This is a genomic window from Spirillospora sp. NPDC048911 (assembly GCF_043198015.1).
Taxonomy (GTDB): Bacteria; Actinomycetota; Actinomycetes; order Streptosporangiales; family Streptosporangiaceae; genus Spirillospora.
In genome coordinates this window covers 41651-56905 of sequence record NZ_JBICUD010000013.1, presented here as the reverse complement: position 1 = coordinate 56905, position 15255 = coordinate 41651, and the positions used below count along the sequence as shown (strand labels likewise).

General features: G+C 69.7%; 13 protein-coding genes and 1 pseudogene. 5 read left to right on the top strand and 9 right to left on the bottom strand.

Annotated elements, in window-relative coordinates; translation table 11 throughout:
- Positions 1-1219: 1219 nt before the first annotated feature.
- Complete coding sequence (locus ACGFNU_RS43445) at positions 1220-2182, bottom strand: alpha/beta hydrolase (protein ID WP_392602513.1); 963 nt, start codon at positions 2180-2182, stop codon at positions 1220-1222.
- A gap of 454 nt (positions 2183-2636) precedes the next feature.
- Between ACGFNU_RS43445 and tsaA the strand changes: the two genes are divergently transcribed.
- From tsaA to ACGFNU_RS43420, 5 genes are all read left to right on the top strand, one after another.
- On the top strand, positions 2637-3053 hold the full coding sequence (gene tsaA / locus ACGFNU_RS43440; RefSeq protein ID WP_392602512.1) for a tRNA (N6-threonylcarbamoyladenosine(37)-N6)-methyltransferase TrmO: 417 nt from the start codon (positions 2637-2639) through the stop codon (positions 3051-3053).
- A 43-nt stretch (positions 3054-3096) separates the two neighbouring features.
- Positions 3097-3924 (top strand): DUF4184 family protein, encoded by an 828-nt coding sequence (locus ACGFNU_RS43435; protein ID WP_392602511.1) that lies wholly within the window; start codon positions 3097-3099, stop codon positions 3922-3924.
- Between the two features lie 455 nt (positions 3925-4379).
- Complete coding sequence (gene aac(6'), locus ACGFNU_RS43430; RefSeq protein ID WP_392602510.1) at positions 4380-4874, top strand: aminoglycoside 6'-N-acetyltransferase; 495 nt, start codon at positions 4380-4382, stop codon at positions 4872-4874.
- A 15-nt stretch (positions 4875-4889) separates the two neighbouring features.
- Positions 4890-7409 carry an aminopeptidase N gene (gene pepN / locus ACGFNU_RS43425; RefSeq protein ID WP_392602509.1) on the top strand — a complete coding sequence of 840 codons (2520 nt, stop codon included), beginning with the start codon at positions 4890-4892 and terminating at the stop codon, positions 7407-7409.
- Positions 7410-7763: 354 nt separating this feature from the next.
- A complete protein-coding gene (locus ACGFNU_RS43420) occupies positions 7764-7976 on the top strand; it encodes a helix-turn-helix domain-containing protein (RefSeq protein ID WP_151562616.1) in 213 nt (70 codons plus the stop codon).
- A gap of 93 nt (positions 7977-8069) precedes the next feature.
- Here the strand turns inward: ACGFNU_RS43420 and ACGFNU_RS43415 are convergent, their stop codons facing one another.
- From ACGFNU_RS43415 to ACGFNU_RS43380, 8 genes and pseudogenes are all read right to left on the bottom strand, one after another.
- Positions 8070-9386, bottom strand: coding sequence for a DUF2786 domain-containing protein (locus tag ACGFNU_RS43415; protein WP_392602508.1), 1317 nt, complete (start codon positions 9384-9386; stop codon positions 8070-8072).
- 338 nt (positions 9387-9724) lie between these two features.
- Positions 9725-10387 (bottom strand): SAM-dependent methyltransferase, encoded by a 663-nt coding sequence (locus ACGFNU_RS43410; protein ID WP_392602507.1) that lies wholly within the window; start codon positions 10385-10387, stop codon positions 9725-9727.
- A gap of 36 nt (positions 10388-10423) precedes the next feature.
- On the bottom strand, positions 10424-11398 hold the full coding sequence (locus ACGFNU_RS43405) for a diiron oxygenase (protein WP_392602506.1): 975 nt from the start codon (positions 11396-11398) through the stop codon (positions 10424-10426).
- Positions 11399-11712: 314 nt separating this feature from the next.
- The gene (locus tag ACGFNU_RS43400) at positions 11713-11982 is read right to left on the bottom strand and encodes a hypothetical protein (RefSeq protein ID WP_392602505.1); all 270 of its coding nucleotides are present in this window, start codon (positions 11980-11982) and stop codon (positions 11713-11715) included.
- A gap of 237 nt (positions 11983-12219) precedes the next feature.
- Positions 12220-13326 (bottom strand): winged helix DNA-binding domain-containing protein, encoded by a 1107-nt coding sequence (locus ACGFNU_RS43395; RefSeq protein ID WP_392602504.1) that lies wholly within the window; start codon positions 13324-13326, stop codon positions 12220-12222.
- Positions 13327-13363: 37 nt separating this feature from the next.
- Entirely contained in the window at positions 13364-13771 is a 408-nt protein-coding gene (locus ACGFNU_RS43390) for a serine hydrolase domain-containing protein (protein ID WP_392602744.1), read from the bottom strand.
- A gap of 58 nt (positions 13772-13829) precedes the next feature.
- A pseudogene (locus ACGFNU_RS43385) lies at positions 13830-14015 on the bottom strand (serine hydrolase domain-containing protein); the annotation flags it as partial.
- A gap of 189 nt (positions 14016-14204) precedes the next feature.
- Positions 14205-15137 carry a LysR family transcriptional regulator gene (locus ACGFNU_RS43380; protein WP_392602503.1) on the bottom strand — a complete coding sequence of 311 codons (933 nt, stop codon included), beginning with the start codon at positions 15135-15137 and terminating at the stop codon, positions 14205-14207.
- Between the last annotated feature and the right edge of the window lie 118 nt (positions 15138-15255).

Genomic DNA, 15255 nt, shown 5'->3' with positions numbered 1-15255 from the left:
GCCTGCGCCCGTGCCTGCGCCCGTGCCTGCGCCCCGTGCCTGCGCCCGTGCCTGCGCCTGCGCCTGCGCCCGTGCCTGCGCCCGTGCCTGCGCCCGTGCCTGCGCCCGTGCCTGCGCCAGCGCCAGCGCCGCGTCCGCGCCAGCGCCAGCGCCGCGTCCTTGCCCGCGCCTGTGCCGGTGCCCGTGCTCGTGCCTGCGCCCGTGCTCGTGCCTGCGCCTGCGCCGCGCCAGCGTCCGTGCCGGTGCCGGTGCCGGTGCTCGTGCCGTGCCCGTGCCTGCGCCTGCGTCCGTGCCTCCGCCGCGTCCGTGTCCGCGTCCGTGCCCGCGCCGGTGACGGTGACGGTGACGGTGCACGTGCTCGAGCCCGTGCCTGCGCCTGTGCCCGCGTCCGTGCCTGTGCCTGCGTCCGTGCCGTGCCCATGCCGCGCCTGCGCGTGGGCCTGTGCTCGTGCCTGCGCCCGTGCCGCGCCCGCGCTCCTGCCGTGCCTGCGCCCGTGCCTGCGCTTTGGGGATGCACCGGCTCCAGAACATCTCCGAGGCTGGACACTGCGCAGCGCTTGCACCCCGTTGGGCATGTACGACCATCACTGCGGCCGCACCGCAGTTGGAGGACATCAGTCTCCTGTGTTCTGATTCGTTAGGAGGCCGCGGCGACGCGCCGGGACGCTCGGAATCGTCGGGGCGTGCTACAACCTCGTCACCGGGCAGGTGTCGTCGCTCACTCCTGGCGTTTGCCCCTCCGGCTATGGGCGGGGTCGGCAGGATCCTTCTGTACGCGCGCGCATTGCGGGGGGCCGTTGATCGACGAGCCTGACTCCTTCTTCCGTCTTGACGGAGTGCGTACTTGACCGAGGTTTGCCGCGTGCGCCGACTTTGGGCTACTTCCTGATGTGCCTTGCTGGCGGCCAGGCACGGGTCGACTAGCCGCGTCCAATGGCGCGGTAGAACGCTGTGTCGAGGGCCGATTTGGTGGCTGATGGTGCGCCCTAGGTCAGGTCGGCCGCGAGCCTCGCAACGAGGAGTCGGGCGGTCGGTTGGCTGGAGCCTTTGGTTCTGGTGGGGATCTTGGTGTGAAGTGTCTGGCGTGCTCGGCGTCCTAGCGTGGCTGGGCGCGTGTTGGTTGTCCGATTTGTAGCGGTCGATGCGCGGCCGTGCTTGTGGTGGTCCAGGGCGTCCGTATTTCGGGATGGGATTGGGCGCCAGGGTGAGCGGGTTGGGGTCAGGCGGCGCGGCCGGCTTTGTTCGAGGTCATTTCTTGTACGAAGGCGCCGATCTGCGCGATCGCCGGGCGGGCTTCCGGGATCAAGGGGGAGAAGGCTTGGAAGACGTGGATCTGGCCCTCCCAGATCTGGAGCCGGCAGGGCACTCCCGCCCGTTCCATCGCCTCGGCCATCAGCTCTGCGTCGCAGCGTAGAACCTCGATCGAGCCGCACTGGATCAGGGCGGGAGGGAGCATTGAGAGGTCGCTGGTCAGCGGCGACAGCGCCGGGTCCGGTGGAATCACGCCTTCGACCAGCAGGGTGGCGAGCTTGGCCATCTGATCCGCCACGATGTACGGGTCCAGGCCCGCGTTGGCATGGGCGATCTTGGCGGTGCAGTCCAGATCGAGCCATGGGGAGAGGCCGACCACCGCTGCCGGCTTGGGCAGGCCCTGTTCGACGGCGCGGAGTGTTGCGGCGAAGGCGAGGAAGCCGCCGGCGGAGTCACCCGCGACCACCACGTCCTCGGGGGCGTGGCCGTGTGCGAGGAGTTGGCGGTAGGCGGTGACACAGTCGGCGACCGAGCCGGCCACCGGGACCTCCGGCAGCTGGCGGTAGGCGATCGAGAGCACGGGCATGCGGGCCGCCGCGGAGATCTGCGCGATCATGCGGCGGTGGGTGGCCACCCCGCAGCAGACGAAGCCGCCGCCGTGGAAGTAGAGGATCGCGCGTCCACCGGCAGAGACCCCTGGGGCTGTCACCCATTCGCCGCGGAAACCGTCGAACTGCACTCGGCGCAGTCGCACGCCGCGAGGTACCGGAGCGAGTGCCGCCAGCCGTTCCAGGTTCGCCAACCGGCGCATGGCCCGCTCGTCGATCTCGCCGTCGCCCATCATGCGCGGCCGCAGTCTCCGGTGCATGAATTCCGCGGTTCGCCGGGCCCGCCTGCTCGTGACTCGCGCCGCGTCCAGTGTCTCGATCACCGTGATCGCCCTTCCCCGTCCTGCGGCTCCCGCCGGAGCCGAGCATCTGCGCGCCCACCCTGACCGTACGAGCAAGATCCTTGCTCGGGCAATACCAGCCGCTTGGCGCCCTGGAAAGACGGTCTCGGCCGGGAGCCAAGGCCTCCGGGGCTCGTGTTGGCGGTTGCGCCGTGGGGGTGGCGGGTCTTGGTTTGCCCTCCGCCGCGCTGGTGTCTTGGCGTCGCTGGTTGGTCAGGGGGCTGCCTCGACGGAACACTGTTGAGCTTGCGGCTGGTACGGGGCGGGGGCGTGCTTCACGGGTGTCGGCTCGGGGGCCGGGTGTTGAGGATGGTTCGCGGCGGGTTTGGGTGTTGGTGGGACGTTTGGCTCGGGATCTCCGCTGAAGGTTGTGACGTATAGGGCTGATTGGTGGAGGGTTGTCTTGGGGCAGGGGCGGTGATTGTGAGGAGGCCGCGTGGGTGAGAGCGGGTTCGTGATTCGGCCCATCGGGTGGGTCGAGTCGGCGCTTGCGGATTTGGACGCGGCGCCCAAGCAGGGTGACGAAGGGGCTCCCGAGGCTTGGCTCGTCTTCGACGATGAAGTGCGTGAGGGGCTGCGCGACCTTCGGGTCGGCGTGGAGGTACTGGTCCTCACCTGGCTTGATCGGGCGCGGCGGGATGTCTTGGCGGTCCATCCTCGCGATGACGTGGGGCGGCCGGTCACCGGGGTGTTCAGCACGCGGTCGGCGGACAGGCCGAATCCGGTCGGGTTGCACCGGGTGACGATCCTGGCGATCGACGGCTTGCGGATCCGTGTCCGGGCACTTGAAGCGGTCGACGGGACGCCGATCGTCGACCTCAAGCCCGTGCTGGACGCGGTCGGCGAGCGGTGAACGGGCCTTGATCGTTCCTGGTCGGATGCTCTAGGCATGGCCGATGCCGTTCACAATGAGCCACGCTGCCGCCGTCCTTCCGCTCGCACGGGGCCCTCTGGTGCCATCGGCGCTGGTGGTGGGCTCGATGGTCCCGGATGTGCCCTATTTCTTCGGATTGGCGACGCTCCGCGGCGCTACGCATTCCCCGTGGGGGCTGGTGACCATTGACCTGATGTTCGGCGTGTTCTTCTTTGCTGTGTTCCATCTGGTCTGGAAGCGGCCGCTGCTCGCGCTGACCCCTGGCCGGGCGCACGCGCGACTCGCCGAGCCCGCGTACGGTTTTCGCAGGGCGATGATCAAGTGGGTTCCGCTGTCGGTGGTGGTGGGAGCCGCGACCCATCTCTTCTGGGACGCGTTCACGCATGAACACCACAGCTTCGCCGGCGCGTTTCCATGGCTGATCACGACCTCGTGGGGCGGGCTCGCCCTCAACCGCTGGCTCCAGTATGCGAGTGGCCTGCTCGGCGCGGTGGCCGTCGCTTGGTGGTTGGTTCGCTGGAGCCGTACGGCATCGGTGATGGCGGACGCACCCGCACGGCTGCCGCGGCGGACGGTGTTGTCGGTGGTGGGCGCGGTGGCGCTCGCGACCTGTGGTGGGGCGTTGCTGGGAGCGATCCTCCTGATCAATCAGCCGGACCTCCCGCGTACGTTTCATATGACGCTCGTCAGTGGTGTCGAAGGTGGGATCGCCGGCTTTGCCCTGGCCCTGACCGTGTACGGCTTGGCATGGACTGCGGCGATGCGACGTAGGGCCCGGGAGGCTCCGGTGGCTGATCCTGGCGAACGAGCGGACCTGCCCCGAGCGACGGCTGGCCAGCTCGACGATTGATCTCACTCGGCTGCTGGGAGTGTCGTTGCATTTTGGGCGGGTGGCGGGTGGCGGGTTGTGGGGAAGCTTCGGCGGGATTGGGCATCCGGGGCGTCGTGAGGCGTCGGCCCCACAGGCTGCTTACGGTGGTCGCGTTGGTGATCTGAGCTGAATCGCGCGGTTGGTCTTGGACAAACGGCGGAGTGGTGGGCGCAAGGCGGGCGGCGCGGCCGTTCGGGATCAGGGCCTTCGGTCTTCATTTGTTCACCCTTGTTCCGTACGTGCTGGCGCGGCTGTTGCAGGCCGGGGAGCGGACGTCCTTCCGCGGGTCGCTGGTGGCCACGAAAGGCCGGGAGGTGAGCATGGTCGCTGTCCTTCCTGTCGCCGATCCAGCCAGCATGAGCGGGTCTCGGCTCGACCGGAAGGCGAACGTAATTCTGTGGATAACCACCCCTCGAACCGAGGAGGATCTCGGTATGGAGCTGCGAGGGGCATCGGTCGTCCTGCGGTCGGTGGCGGACGGCGACGCGAAAGTGCTGGCGGCGATCGTCCGTGAGCCTGAGGTCGCTCGGTGGTGGGCGCCGCCCGAGGGCTTCGACGAGATGCTCGCGATCGTGGTGGACGGCGAGGTCGCCGGGGCGATCCAGTACGACGAGGAGGACGACCCGGACTACCGGCACGCCTCGATCGACATCTTCATGGGCGCGCGGTTCCACGGGCGGGGCCTGGGCACGGACGCCGTCAGGACGCTGGCCCGATGGCTCATCGAGGAGCGGCGGCACCACCGGCTGACCATCGACCCCTCGGCGACCAACGAGGCGGCGATCCGGTCCTACACGAAGGTCGGTTTCAAGCCTGTCGGGCGCATGCGGCGGTACGAGCGCGATCCCGTCAGCGGCCAGTGGCGCGACGGCCTCCTGATGGACCTTCTCGCCGACGAGCTGATCATGGAACCCTCGCCCCGGGCCTGATCGTTGGGTTCGGGTGTGACCTCCGCTCTCACTCGCGCCGAGGCTCGTGAACGGGCCCGGCTGCTGGACGTGCACTCGTACTCGGTGGAACTCGACCTCACCCGCGGGGACGAGGTCTTCGGCTGCAGGACGATCGTCCGGTTCGCGGCCCGGGAGCGGGGTGCCGCGTCGTTCGCCGACATCCGGGCCGGTTCCGTACGGCGGGTCGAGCTCAACGGGCGCGTGCTCGATCCGGTCCAGGGCGGACGGCTCGTCCTGCCGGGCCTTGAGGCCGAGAACGAGCTGCTCGTCGAGGCGGACATGCTCTACACCCGCACAGGCGAGGGGCTGCACCGCTTCGTCGACCCCGAGGACGGCGAGGTCTACGTCTACGCCAACTGCGGGCCCGATCACGCGCCGTCGGTGTTCCCCTGCTTCGACCAGCCGGATCTTAAGGCCGCCTTCAGCCTGACCGTCACGGCTCCGGCGACCTGGTCCGTGCGGAGCAACGGGGCGGAACGCGCACGGCACGCCGCCGCCGACGACACCGGGCAGACCTGGGAGTTCACCGCCACGGAGCCCATCAGCACGTCCTTGGTCACCGTCGTCGGCGGACCGTTCCACGCCGTCGAGACGGAGCATGACGGCATCGCGCTCGGCCTTCTTTGCCGGCGTTCGCTGGCCAGGCATCTGGACGCGGACGCCGAGGAGTTCTTCGACATCACGCGTCGGTCGTTCGACCGCTTCCACGAGGTCTTCGAGGAACGCTACGCGTTCGGCAAGTACGACCAGGTGTTCGTCCCCGAGATGAACTGGGGCGCGATCGAGAAGCCCGGCTGTGTGCTGTTCAACGAACGTTTCGTCTTCCAGTCCGCCGTCACCGACACGCAGCGCGAGCTCCGGGCCACGGTCATCGCCCACGAGATGGCGCACATGTGGTTCGGCAACCTCGTGACGATGCGCTGGTGGGACGACATCTGGCTGAGCGAGTCGTTCGCCGAGTACATGGGGTACGAGATCGCGGCGGTCGCCAGCCGGTTCACGAGCCCGTGGACGGCCTTCGCCGTCGCCCGCAAGTCCTGGGGCTACGACGCCGACCAGCGCCCGACGACCCATCCTGTCGCGGCCGAGAGTCTCGATGACGTGGCCTCGGCGCTCATGAACTTCGACGGGATCTCCTACGCCAAGGGAGCCTCGGCGCTACGGCAGCTCGTCGCCTGGGTGGGGGAGGAGGCCTTCTTCCGGGGCGTCAACGACTACTTCGCCGCGCATCGCTTCGGAAACGCCGAGCTCACCGACCTGCTGGACGCCATCGGCGCCGCGGCTCCTGGCCGGGACGTGCGGGATTGGGCGAGCCGGTGGCTGCGAACCACCGGCGTCGACACCCTCCGGGCCGACCTCGACGGGGAATCGGTCGTCGTGGCGCACGACGGGTCGCAGCGGCCGCACCGGGTTCTGCTGGGCGTGTACGACGACGTCCCCGGCCGCGGCCTCGTGCTGCGGAGGCGTCTCGCCGCCGATCTCGTCCCCGGCTCTGGCCGGACCGTGCTCCCCGGCGTACTCCGACCAGCGGGGCCTGGCGTACGGCCGGCGGCGTTGCTGCTGCTCAACGACGGTGACCTGAGCTACGCCAAGGTGCGGCTGAACGAGGATTCCTGGCAGGCCGTCAAGACAGGCCTTTCGACGATCGACGACTCGCTGACCCGTGCCCTTCTCTGGAACACCGCTCGCGACATGGTGCGCGACGGCGAGATGCCCGCCGGAGAGTTCTTGGCGCTGGTCGCCGCTCAACTTCCTGGCGAGAACGTGGTCGCGATTGTCGAAGCCGTCCTTACGTTCGCGCGCAACCATGTCGCCGACCGGTTCCTGCCGCCCGAACGCCGTCCTGAGGCGCTGGCCGTCCTTTCCGGCGTCTGCCGGACGATCCTGCAACAGCCCAAGTCCGCTGACGACCTGAGGCTGGCGGCCGTGCGAACCCTCGTCCCGAGCGCCCAGACGCCGGAGGAGCTCAACGACCTCCGGCACTGGCTCAGCGAAGGACGGATGCCTGACGGTCCTGATCTCGACGTCGAGCTCCGCTGGCGGATCCTGCATCAGCTCGTCGCGCTGGACCACGCGGGCGAGCCGGAGATCACCGCCCAACTCGAACGTGATCCGAGCTCGACCGGTCAGGAAGGCGCCGCCCGGTGCCGTTCCGCGTCGCCGGATCCGCGTGCCAAGCAACACGCGTGGCGGCTTCTCTTCACCGAGGGCATGCTGTCTCCGCGCCTTCTCGCCGCCGTCGCGCAAGGCTTCTGGGAGCCCGCCCGGCCCGAGACGACCGCCGGGTACCTCGAACGCTACTTCGAGGAGATCCCGGCGGTGGGCGAACGCGGGCAGATGATCGCGATGACGCTCGGCCGGGAGCTCTTCCCGGCGCACGCCGCCACGCCCGGCACCGTCCAGGCCGCGGTCCGCTGTCTCGAACGGGACGCGCTGGCGGTCGCTCTGCGCCGCACGCTCGCCGACCAGACAGACGATCTGCAGCGGGCCCTTCGCCTCCGCCGGTTGCCGTAAGCCCGCCGGCGCAAGGCCCTCCGCGAGCAAAGGTTCCCCTGGGGTTCCTGGCGAAGTCGTTCCCAGGCTGCCGGGCCGCGACCGGCGAAGGTCCCGAGGCTGCGGCACGACTTGATCTTCTGACTTTGATCAAGCTCACGGTCAAGGTCCGTGACTGCTATTGACACTATGTCGAGCCCGTTAGTCCAGCACCGACACGCCGGAGGCCATCGAAAAGACCACCAGTGGCCGATATCGCGACGATCGCGTGGCATTGTGGGGAGATTTGCGGGGAATGTGTACGTTGGATAGATCATTAAGGCTGTGAGCTGGGGGAATGGCTCTCGGTACAGCCGTCGATCCTGGGAGGTACACGTGACCCGGACACTGTCGAGGGGCACCCGCGTGACCGGTGCCGAGCGCACCAAGCTCGCGGCGGAGCTCGCGCCGCGCTACGCGGCGGGCGAGAGCATCCGTGATCTGGCCGCCGAGACCGGCCGTTCGTACGGCTTCATCTACAACGTGCTCAAGGAGGCCGGCGTGCCGCTGCGCGGCCGTGGCGGCAACACGCGGCGCAAGAAGGACTGACCCCGGCCGTCCCCCTAGCTCCCCGAGGGGGACCCGGTGCCCTGCCGAAGCCAAGGAAACCCATGGAAAGACCAAGGCGTCCAGCCCACGGCGCTAGTCTCCGGTGACCTCGGAGCGTCCGTTGAGGCTGGCCAGATCGGCGGCCGCCCGCCCCGCGACCCAGCCCTCGTAGTTGGAGACCGCACGGGCGCGGCCCCTGGTGAGATTCGGGAACATCGTGTCGACCGCCTCTTCGACGGCCCGGTCGCGTGCGGCCAGCACGGGAAGAAGATCCTTTCCGTCTGCCTCCGCGGCCGCTCTGGTCGCCGCCTCGCCGGCCGCCCCCCGCAGCCGTTCCCCGATGCGCGCGGCGTAGGCGTTGAGGAACGCGTGACGGAACGAACGCGTCCGTGACTTGCCGTCCCCGTCCGTCCGCGTACCGGTGTGCACCATCGCGGTGGTCGCCTGCACCAGCAGCGACGTGAACAGCATCTCCACCGCGGCCAGGTCCGACGGAAAGCCCAGCACCGTGGAGAATCCGAGCTCGCGATGCCAGACGGCGCGGCATCGGTTGGCCTCGGCCACGACGGTCAGCAGCACCGCCTTCGGGGCGTCGTACGGATTGTCGACGGGAATCCGCCGTCCGGCGGGCTCGCCGCCCGTGCCCGATTCGGCGGCCAGCAGAGCGTGGTCGATGCTGTAGCGGGCCATCAGCTCCTGGGCGCGGGCGCTCAGCGCCTCGGCCTCCTCAGGGAACTCGGTCGACTCCGCCTTGGCCAGCAGCGCGCGTACCTTGCCCAGCCTCCGCTGGTCGATGTCGGTGAGACGGCCGGCCGTCCGCGCCGCGTCCGCCTGGGCCGTCGGCGGAGTCCCCGGCGGAGGGCCGATCCGCGCCAGCCGGGGGAGCGAGCTGAGGAGCTGCGAAAGCTCCAGCCCGCACATGATGAGAGTGGCGCGGTCGGTGTTCTCGCGGCCGCACCAGCCCTGGAAGAACGAGCCGTCGCCGTCCCACCAGACCTCCGCGCCCAGCGTCGCCAGCTGCTCACGCCACGGCTCGTCCACGGTGGCGGCGGAGTAGACCCGCATCTCGGCGGCGATGACGTCGATCGCCAGCCGCTGATGCCGCCGGCCCAGCCGCCGCCCGGTGAACCGGACGAGATCCGCGGGCTGCCATCCCCGCTGCCACGCCGTGGTGACGCCTTCTTCCAGACGTCCCAGCAGCACCCGGTCGACCAGCCCGTGCCAGTCGCCCGGCTCGGCTCGGGCGGTGAGCTCGGTCGCGGCCTGCGCGAGGACGACCTCGTCACCGCGCTGGAGCGCCTGGACCGCGTGGGCGACCAGGTCTTCCGCGAACTCGCGCGTACGCGGTGGCGGGTCGAAGGTGGACGAGGACGAACGTGCCCGACCGGGCTGCCGCCACGCGTTCCTCACCAAGCCCTCCTCGCTCGTCTTCCGCATCCACCACAGGAATCCTGCCACGCGCCACGACTCTTCGTGGCCACCCGCAACAGACCGCCATGGTCACCCTCATGCAGCCGTGCTTCCAGCCTGACGGTCAGGCCGTCCTTGCTCCGTGTCGCGCTGTCCTGCTGACCTGACGCTCAGGCCGTCATGCTCCGGGTCACGCGCCCTGTCACCCTGACGGGTCAGGCCAGGCCGTCGTGCTTCAGGTCACGCTGCCCTGACGCCCTGACGCCCTGACGCCCTGACGCTTGGGCCCCGTGCTCTGGGCCGCCGCCCTGCCGCCCTGCTGGCTCAAGGCCAGACGGTCAGGCCGACAGGTCCGGCCAGTGGTCCTTGGTGCGTTCGTTGGCGAAGGTGAACATCAGGACGCCTGGACGGAGCGGTTGCGGGTCGCCGCGGAAGACATGGACGCCGACGCACAGGCCGGTGCCATCCGGGAACGACAGGACGAGCTCCTCGAATCCGTTCTCCGAGAACCAGCGCTGAACGGCGGGGACGGCATCGGGGGAGCGGCGATGGCGGGTCCAGAGTACGGTCGCGTCCCGTCCGCACAGCTGCGGCAGGCACGAGATCGTGCGCTCGATCGAATCGTCGGTGAGGTTGCCGAAGACGCCGGACAGCACGATCACATCGGCCGGCGCCGCACCCTCGTAGTTGTCGGTGAGGGCCGCGTCCGCCTCGACGACCTGGACGCCGGGCAGCCCGGCGGCCGCTTCGCCCGCGATGGCCGCGATCCGCGGATCGAGTTCGAGGAGGCGCGCGGTGACGTCCGGGCCGCGCGCGTGCTCGCGCAACACCGGGATGACCTCCCGCCCCTCGCCCGCGCAGACGCTGACGAGCCGGATCCGGCCCGCCGGGGCGCGGTCCAGGGCCTCGCGGACGCGCAGCCGCACCGTGGACAGCCGCCGCGCCACGGTCGACCCGGGCTCGTCGTACTGGCGGTGCCACTCGGCCCAGTCCCGCGTCATGCCCGTCACGGTAGCCGCCCAGCACATGTACCGCGTTCAGGACTTCTCGTCCTCCCAGATATTGAGAAGCCGCCATATCCGCTTGCTCGCCGGGTTGATGAGCCCGATCTCGGAACACAGCCCGCGAACGTTGGACACGGCACGCGAGATGAGGTCCTTCGAATGGTCGGTGGCCCAGTAGGTCTCCTTCATGACCTGCTCAGGAATCTGGAACTGCCGTCCCATCGCCACCGGCGGCGTGAGGATGAGGAGCACGCCGAGCTTCATCGAGGGCGGCACGACCAGGCTCAGCATGAACCGCTGCGGCGCGGCCATGTGCGGCACGCGGTGCTTGAGGAACTGCCGCGCGAACGAGATGTGCCGGGCCTCCTCCGCCACATGGATAGAGATGATCTTGTTGAGGAGCGGGTGTCGCGCCGACCCGTCGCGGAGCATGCGGCGTTGCACGTAGTCGATGGGCTCCTCGCCGGCGAGGACCCAGAAGAAGAACAGCGACGGCGCGATCAGGCTCATCGGGGGCACGATCTCAGCCAGCACCCGGACGGCGAGCGGCATGCCCTCCACCGGTGACCCACTGCGGTTCACGAACTCCTGGAACATCATCCCGTGATGTCCCTCCTCGATCGTCTCGTGGTAGACGTAGCGGAACTCGGCCGAGTCGTTGGGCAGCCGGAACGCGTACGTGAGGAGCCCGCGCTTCAGCACGTTCTCGAACTGCATGCCGACCTTGCACACCTGTGCCTGCCGCCATAGGCCGATCCTCGCCTGCACGCGCTCTGGCTGGGCTCGATACCAGGGGTGCGCGCCCAACGGGTCCATCTCGGGCAGGACCCAGCGCGGGTCCTCTGGGGCGATCTCGAAGTCGGGATCGTCCCAGGGGATGTCGGTGTACGGCTCCCAGTGCTTCTCGACCGACGCCTTGGAGAGCCGTCGCAGCGTCTTCTCGTACAGAGCGTCTTCGGCGTCGCGCCTGCGTGCCTCGTCGATGTCGATGACCTGTGCTCGGGGCATGGAAGTTCCCTTCGCCGTTCGCTCGCCCGCGGGGCCTCCGCGATCTCCTTGACTGCTTCGCGTGCTCAGTTGTCAAACTAGGTGTGAAGTCGAGGTCGGTCAACAAGTTACGATCGGTGCGGTCTGACCGTTGGATGTCCACCTAGCTGCGCGGACGGGCAGGGGCGGAGGAGCGCGGGGACGCGTCGCGCATCTGGCCAGGGTCGGTCAACCAGCAGGTCAACGCCTGTGAGGAACGCGGAATGACCGGTGAACGCGGAAGGGCCGGCGAATGCGGAAGGGCCGGCGAATGCGGAAGGGCTGCGCGGGGTGGGTCAGGCGCGGCCGTTGCCGCCGCGGAGTTCGTCGACGACGACGCTCTGGTAGGCCCGGGTGGTGTCCGGCACGTAGGTCAGGCGGGCGAGCGCCTTGCCCTCCTGATTGCGGATCTCGAAGTGGTAGCCGTCCCCGTTGACGCCGACGTGGGCCGCGGCCTGGTCGTGGCGGAGGCGGCACATCGTGTCGACCTTCTCGAGCGCGACCTTGAGACTGCCGGCATCGCTGATGAGCCGGGCGGGCTCGCTCGTCTCCCAGATCTCGAACATGCGGTTCGCGTCCTGTCGGCGGGGTGGGGGGCGGGAGGGGGATCAGGGGCTTCCGGGGTACGGGGGATAGCTTGCGCCTGTTCGCTGGAAGTTTCAACCAGAACCGATATCGGATTGATCACCATTCGGAGCGGATCACGCGCGGTGCGTCATGCCTTCCACGAAATAATCGGCTGCCGATCACCTGCCCCACTGACTATTCCTCGGTCCCGGCTGCCTCTTCTCCAGCCCGGCCGACTACTCCTCGGCGAGGACGACCTGCCGCTCGGCCGCGTCCGGCTCGGCGAAGCCCAGCAGGCGCTCGCCCTCGGCCGTGAGCTCCTTCAGCGCGCGCTTGGGCAGTTTCTCGAACGGGCGAAGGCGCAGCGTGGCGACCTTGCGCTTGCGTTCCAGCTCCCACAGTCCCGCGGCGAACCCCTCCCAGAGGAACGTGGCCCGCACGCGGAGGTTCTTGGTGGTCAGCGACGGCCGGTGCGCGGCGGCGATCACACGGGAACGGTCGGCGTGCGCCAGCACCAGATTGTCGAACTCGGGCAGGAATCTCGCCGGGGCAGGGGTGTCCTCGTCCGGTCTGGGCGCGTCGGGCAGGTCGAACAGATCCCGGCCCTTGTCGTCCTTGAACGTGCGCAGCCGAGGCCGTAGCCGTTCCAGCACCTCGCCCAGCTTCGGCAGGCCCGACCATTCCTGCGCGTCAGCGACCGAGGCCGGGCCGAACGCGGCGAGGTAGCGCAGCACGAGCGCATCGGGCGACGGGTCTTCCGAGGGCGGCTCACCGAGCCAGACGTCCGCCAGCGTGAATTCGGACGTGCGCGCGAACCCCCAGCGGTCGTCCGTCGGCACCATCACCAGCGGCAGGCACATCCGCACGGAGAATCCCAGCGCCCGGTCGTTGACCTCGGGGAACTCCTCCTGCAGCAACGCGCGCAGCTCGTTGAACGTTCGCGGCCGCTCCTCCAGCAGGACGCGGGCGGCGGGAAGCACCTTGTCCAGTTCCAGGCCCTCCGCCCGCGCCCCCAGCATCCGAAGCCCGGCGTCCAGCATCGGTTGCATCGAGGCGCGCAGGGCGGTGTAGTCCGGCGCCGACATCAGATGCAGAGTCCCGCGCATCATCGTCGCGCGCACGACCGAACGCTCCTGAAGCGCGGCGTGCAGTTGAGCGCCCTCGAACCCGGCCAGCCGCGTCCAGAGCCCGAGGAACGGAGGTTTGGGCTCCTGCGCCTGCATGCCGCACAGCCGCTCCACCGCCCCGGCGACGGACACCTCCTCGGCCTTCTCGCGGACGAGCAGCATCTGCCGGGCGAGGGTGGCGCGGTTGAGGGAACGGAGAGAAAGAACGTCTGCCATCAGCTGCGATCGTATCCCCGGCCTCGGGCTCAGCTGGTCAGAGGCTCGCGTAGACGGCGTCGACGAGGGCCTTGTTCCGGGGGTTCTGCCAGCGCGGGCCCATCTCGTTCATCACGTACCCGAACGCCACGCCCGTGTCGGGATCGCAGAAACCGAGCGAGCCGCCCGCGCCGAAGTGCCCGAACGAACGGGGATTCGGGCCGAGCGGCCGTTCCGGCTGGGTCAGCTGGAAGCCGGTCCCGAACCGCGCGGGCCGATGCAGGATCAGATCCTCGCCGGAGGACTGCTCGACGGTGGCAGCGCTCAGCGCGTCCGCGTCCACGATCCGCACGCCGTCGATCGCGCCGCCCGCCGCGAGCGCGGTGTAGACCCGCGCGACCCCCCGCGCGGTGCCGTGACCGTTCGTCGAGGGGAGCTGGGCCTCCCGCCACGCCGCCGAGTTGATGCCCCGCCCGATGCGAGAGCAGCTGGCGCACGGTCACGCTCTCCTTGCCGCCCTGGCCGAACTCCGGCCAGTAACGCGTGACCGGCGCGTCGACGTCGAGCCGCCCTTCGCCCGCCAGGCGAGAGGCCAGCACCGCGGTCAGACCCTTGCCCACCGAGAAGATATTGACGAGCGTGTCCAGCCGCCACGGGCGATCGTCGGCGGCCTGCCCGCCCCACAGATCGACGACGGGCCGCCCGTCCACGACGACGCACACCGCGCCGCCGCGCTCCCCGCGTCGCGTGAAGTTCGCCGCGAAGGCCTCCCGCACCGCGGCGAACCGAGCGTCGCACGTGCCGTCGATCACTGATCCACCCCTGTCCGGCCCTGTCCGGCCTCTCTGACCCGCTCCGGCCCGCTCCAAGTCCGACCCGATCCGAACGTCGTTCTAGAATCAGACCGTATCGCGCCCGGCACCTCGCTCCCCGGTCACGGCGAGGACGGTCTCGCGGACGCACCGGCGCAGCCAGGCGTGCGCCGGGTCGGCTCCGTACCGGGCGTGCCAGGCCTGCGACAGCTCCAGCGGGGGCAGGTCCAGCGGAATGGGCAACGCCACCAGGCCGAGCCGCTCCACCAGCCGGCGGTGCAGCCGTTCGGCGGCGAACCCGACCAGGTCGGTCTCCATCACGATGAACAGGGACGTGGTGACGGTCGGCACCGTGCCGGCCAGGCGCCGGCCGCGGCCCATCTCCGCCAGGAGGCCGTCGATCGGGCCGGTGAGCCGGCCGCGGCGGGTGGAGGTCAGCTGCGCGGCGGCGGTCCACGCGTCCAGCGTCATGCCGTCGCGCGCCAGCGGGTGATCCGGGCGGACGACGGTCGTGAAGCGGTCCGCCAGCAGCGGCTCGATCTGGATCTCGGGCCCCGGCGCTCCGATCACTCCGATCTCCAGGTCGACGGTGTCGCGCCGCAGGCTGTGGGTGTCGATCGGGCCTTCGCCCAGAAAGCGCAGCGTCACGCCCGGGGCCTCCCTCGCGACGCGTTCGAACAGGGGCCCGCCGATCACGGCGACCGTGCCCTCGTCGGCCTGGAGGGTGAAGCAGCCGCTGAGCGAACGCGGATCGAGCTCGTCCTCGGCCGTGAACACGATGTGGGCGCGCTGCACGAGCTCATGGACCTCCGCCCGCACGGCCAGCGCGCGAGGCGTCGGGACCATGGCACGGCCCGAGCGGACGAGGATCGGGTCGCCCATGGCCTTGCGGATCCGGCCGAGTGTGCGGCTCATCGCGGGCCCGGACAGGTGCAGCCGGTCCGCCGCGCCGGTCACGCTGCCCTCTTCGAGGAGGGCGTCGAGGGCGATCAGGAGGTTCAGATCCAGTCTGGATTGCACGCGGTGCACTCCTCGGGTGCAAAAGATGCATTTGAAAGCAAGTCACCCCCACCCTACGTTGGAGATCACGGAGGCGACGCGCGCGGCCCGGATATCCCGCCTCCGTCCCGTTCACCAC

What these genes read in the sequence shown, in the direction of transcription:
- ACGFNU_RS43405 (WP_392602506.1), bottom strand. Translation starts at nt 11,398, where the DNA reads ATGCCCCGAGCACAGGTCATCGACATCGACGAGGCACGCAGGCGCGAC.
- ACGFNU_RS43400 (WP_392602505.1), bottom strand. Translation starts at nt 11,982, where the DNA reads ATGTTCGAGATCTGGGAGACGAGCGAGCCCGCCCGGCTCATCAGCGAT.
- ACGFNU_RS43435 (WP_392602511.1), top strand. Translation starts at nt 3,097, where the DNA reads ATGCCGTTCACAATGAGCCACGCTGCCGCCGTCCTTCCGCTCGCACGG.
- ACGFNU_RS43410 (WP_392602507.1), bottom strand. Translation starts at nt 10,387, where the DNA reads ATGACGCGGGACTGGGCCGAGTGGCACCGCCAGTACGACGAGCCCGGG.
- ACGFNU_RS43395 (WP_392602504.1), bottom strand. Translation starts at nt 13,326, where the DNA reads ATGGCAGACGTTCTTTCTCTCCGTTCCCTCAACCGCGCCACCCTCGCC.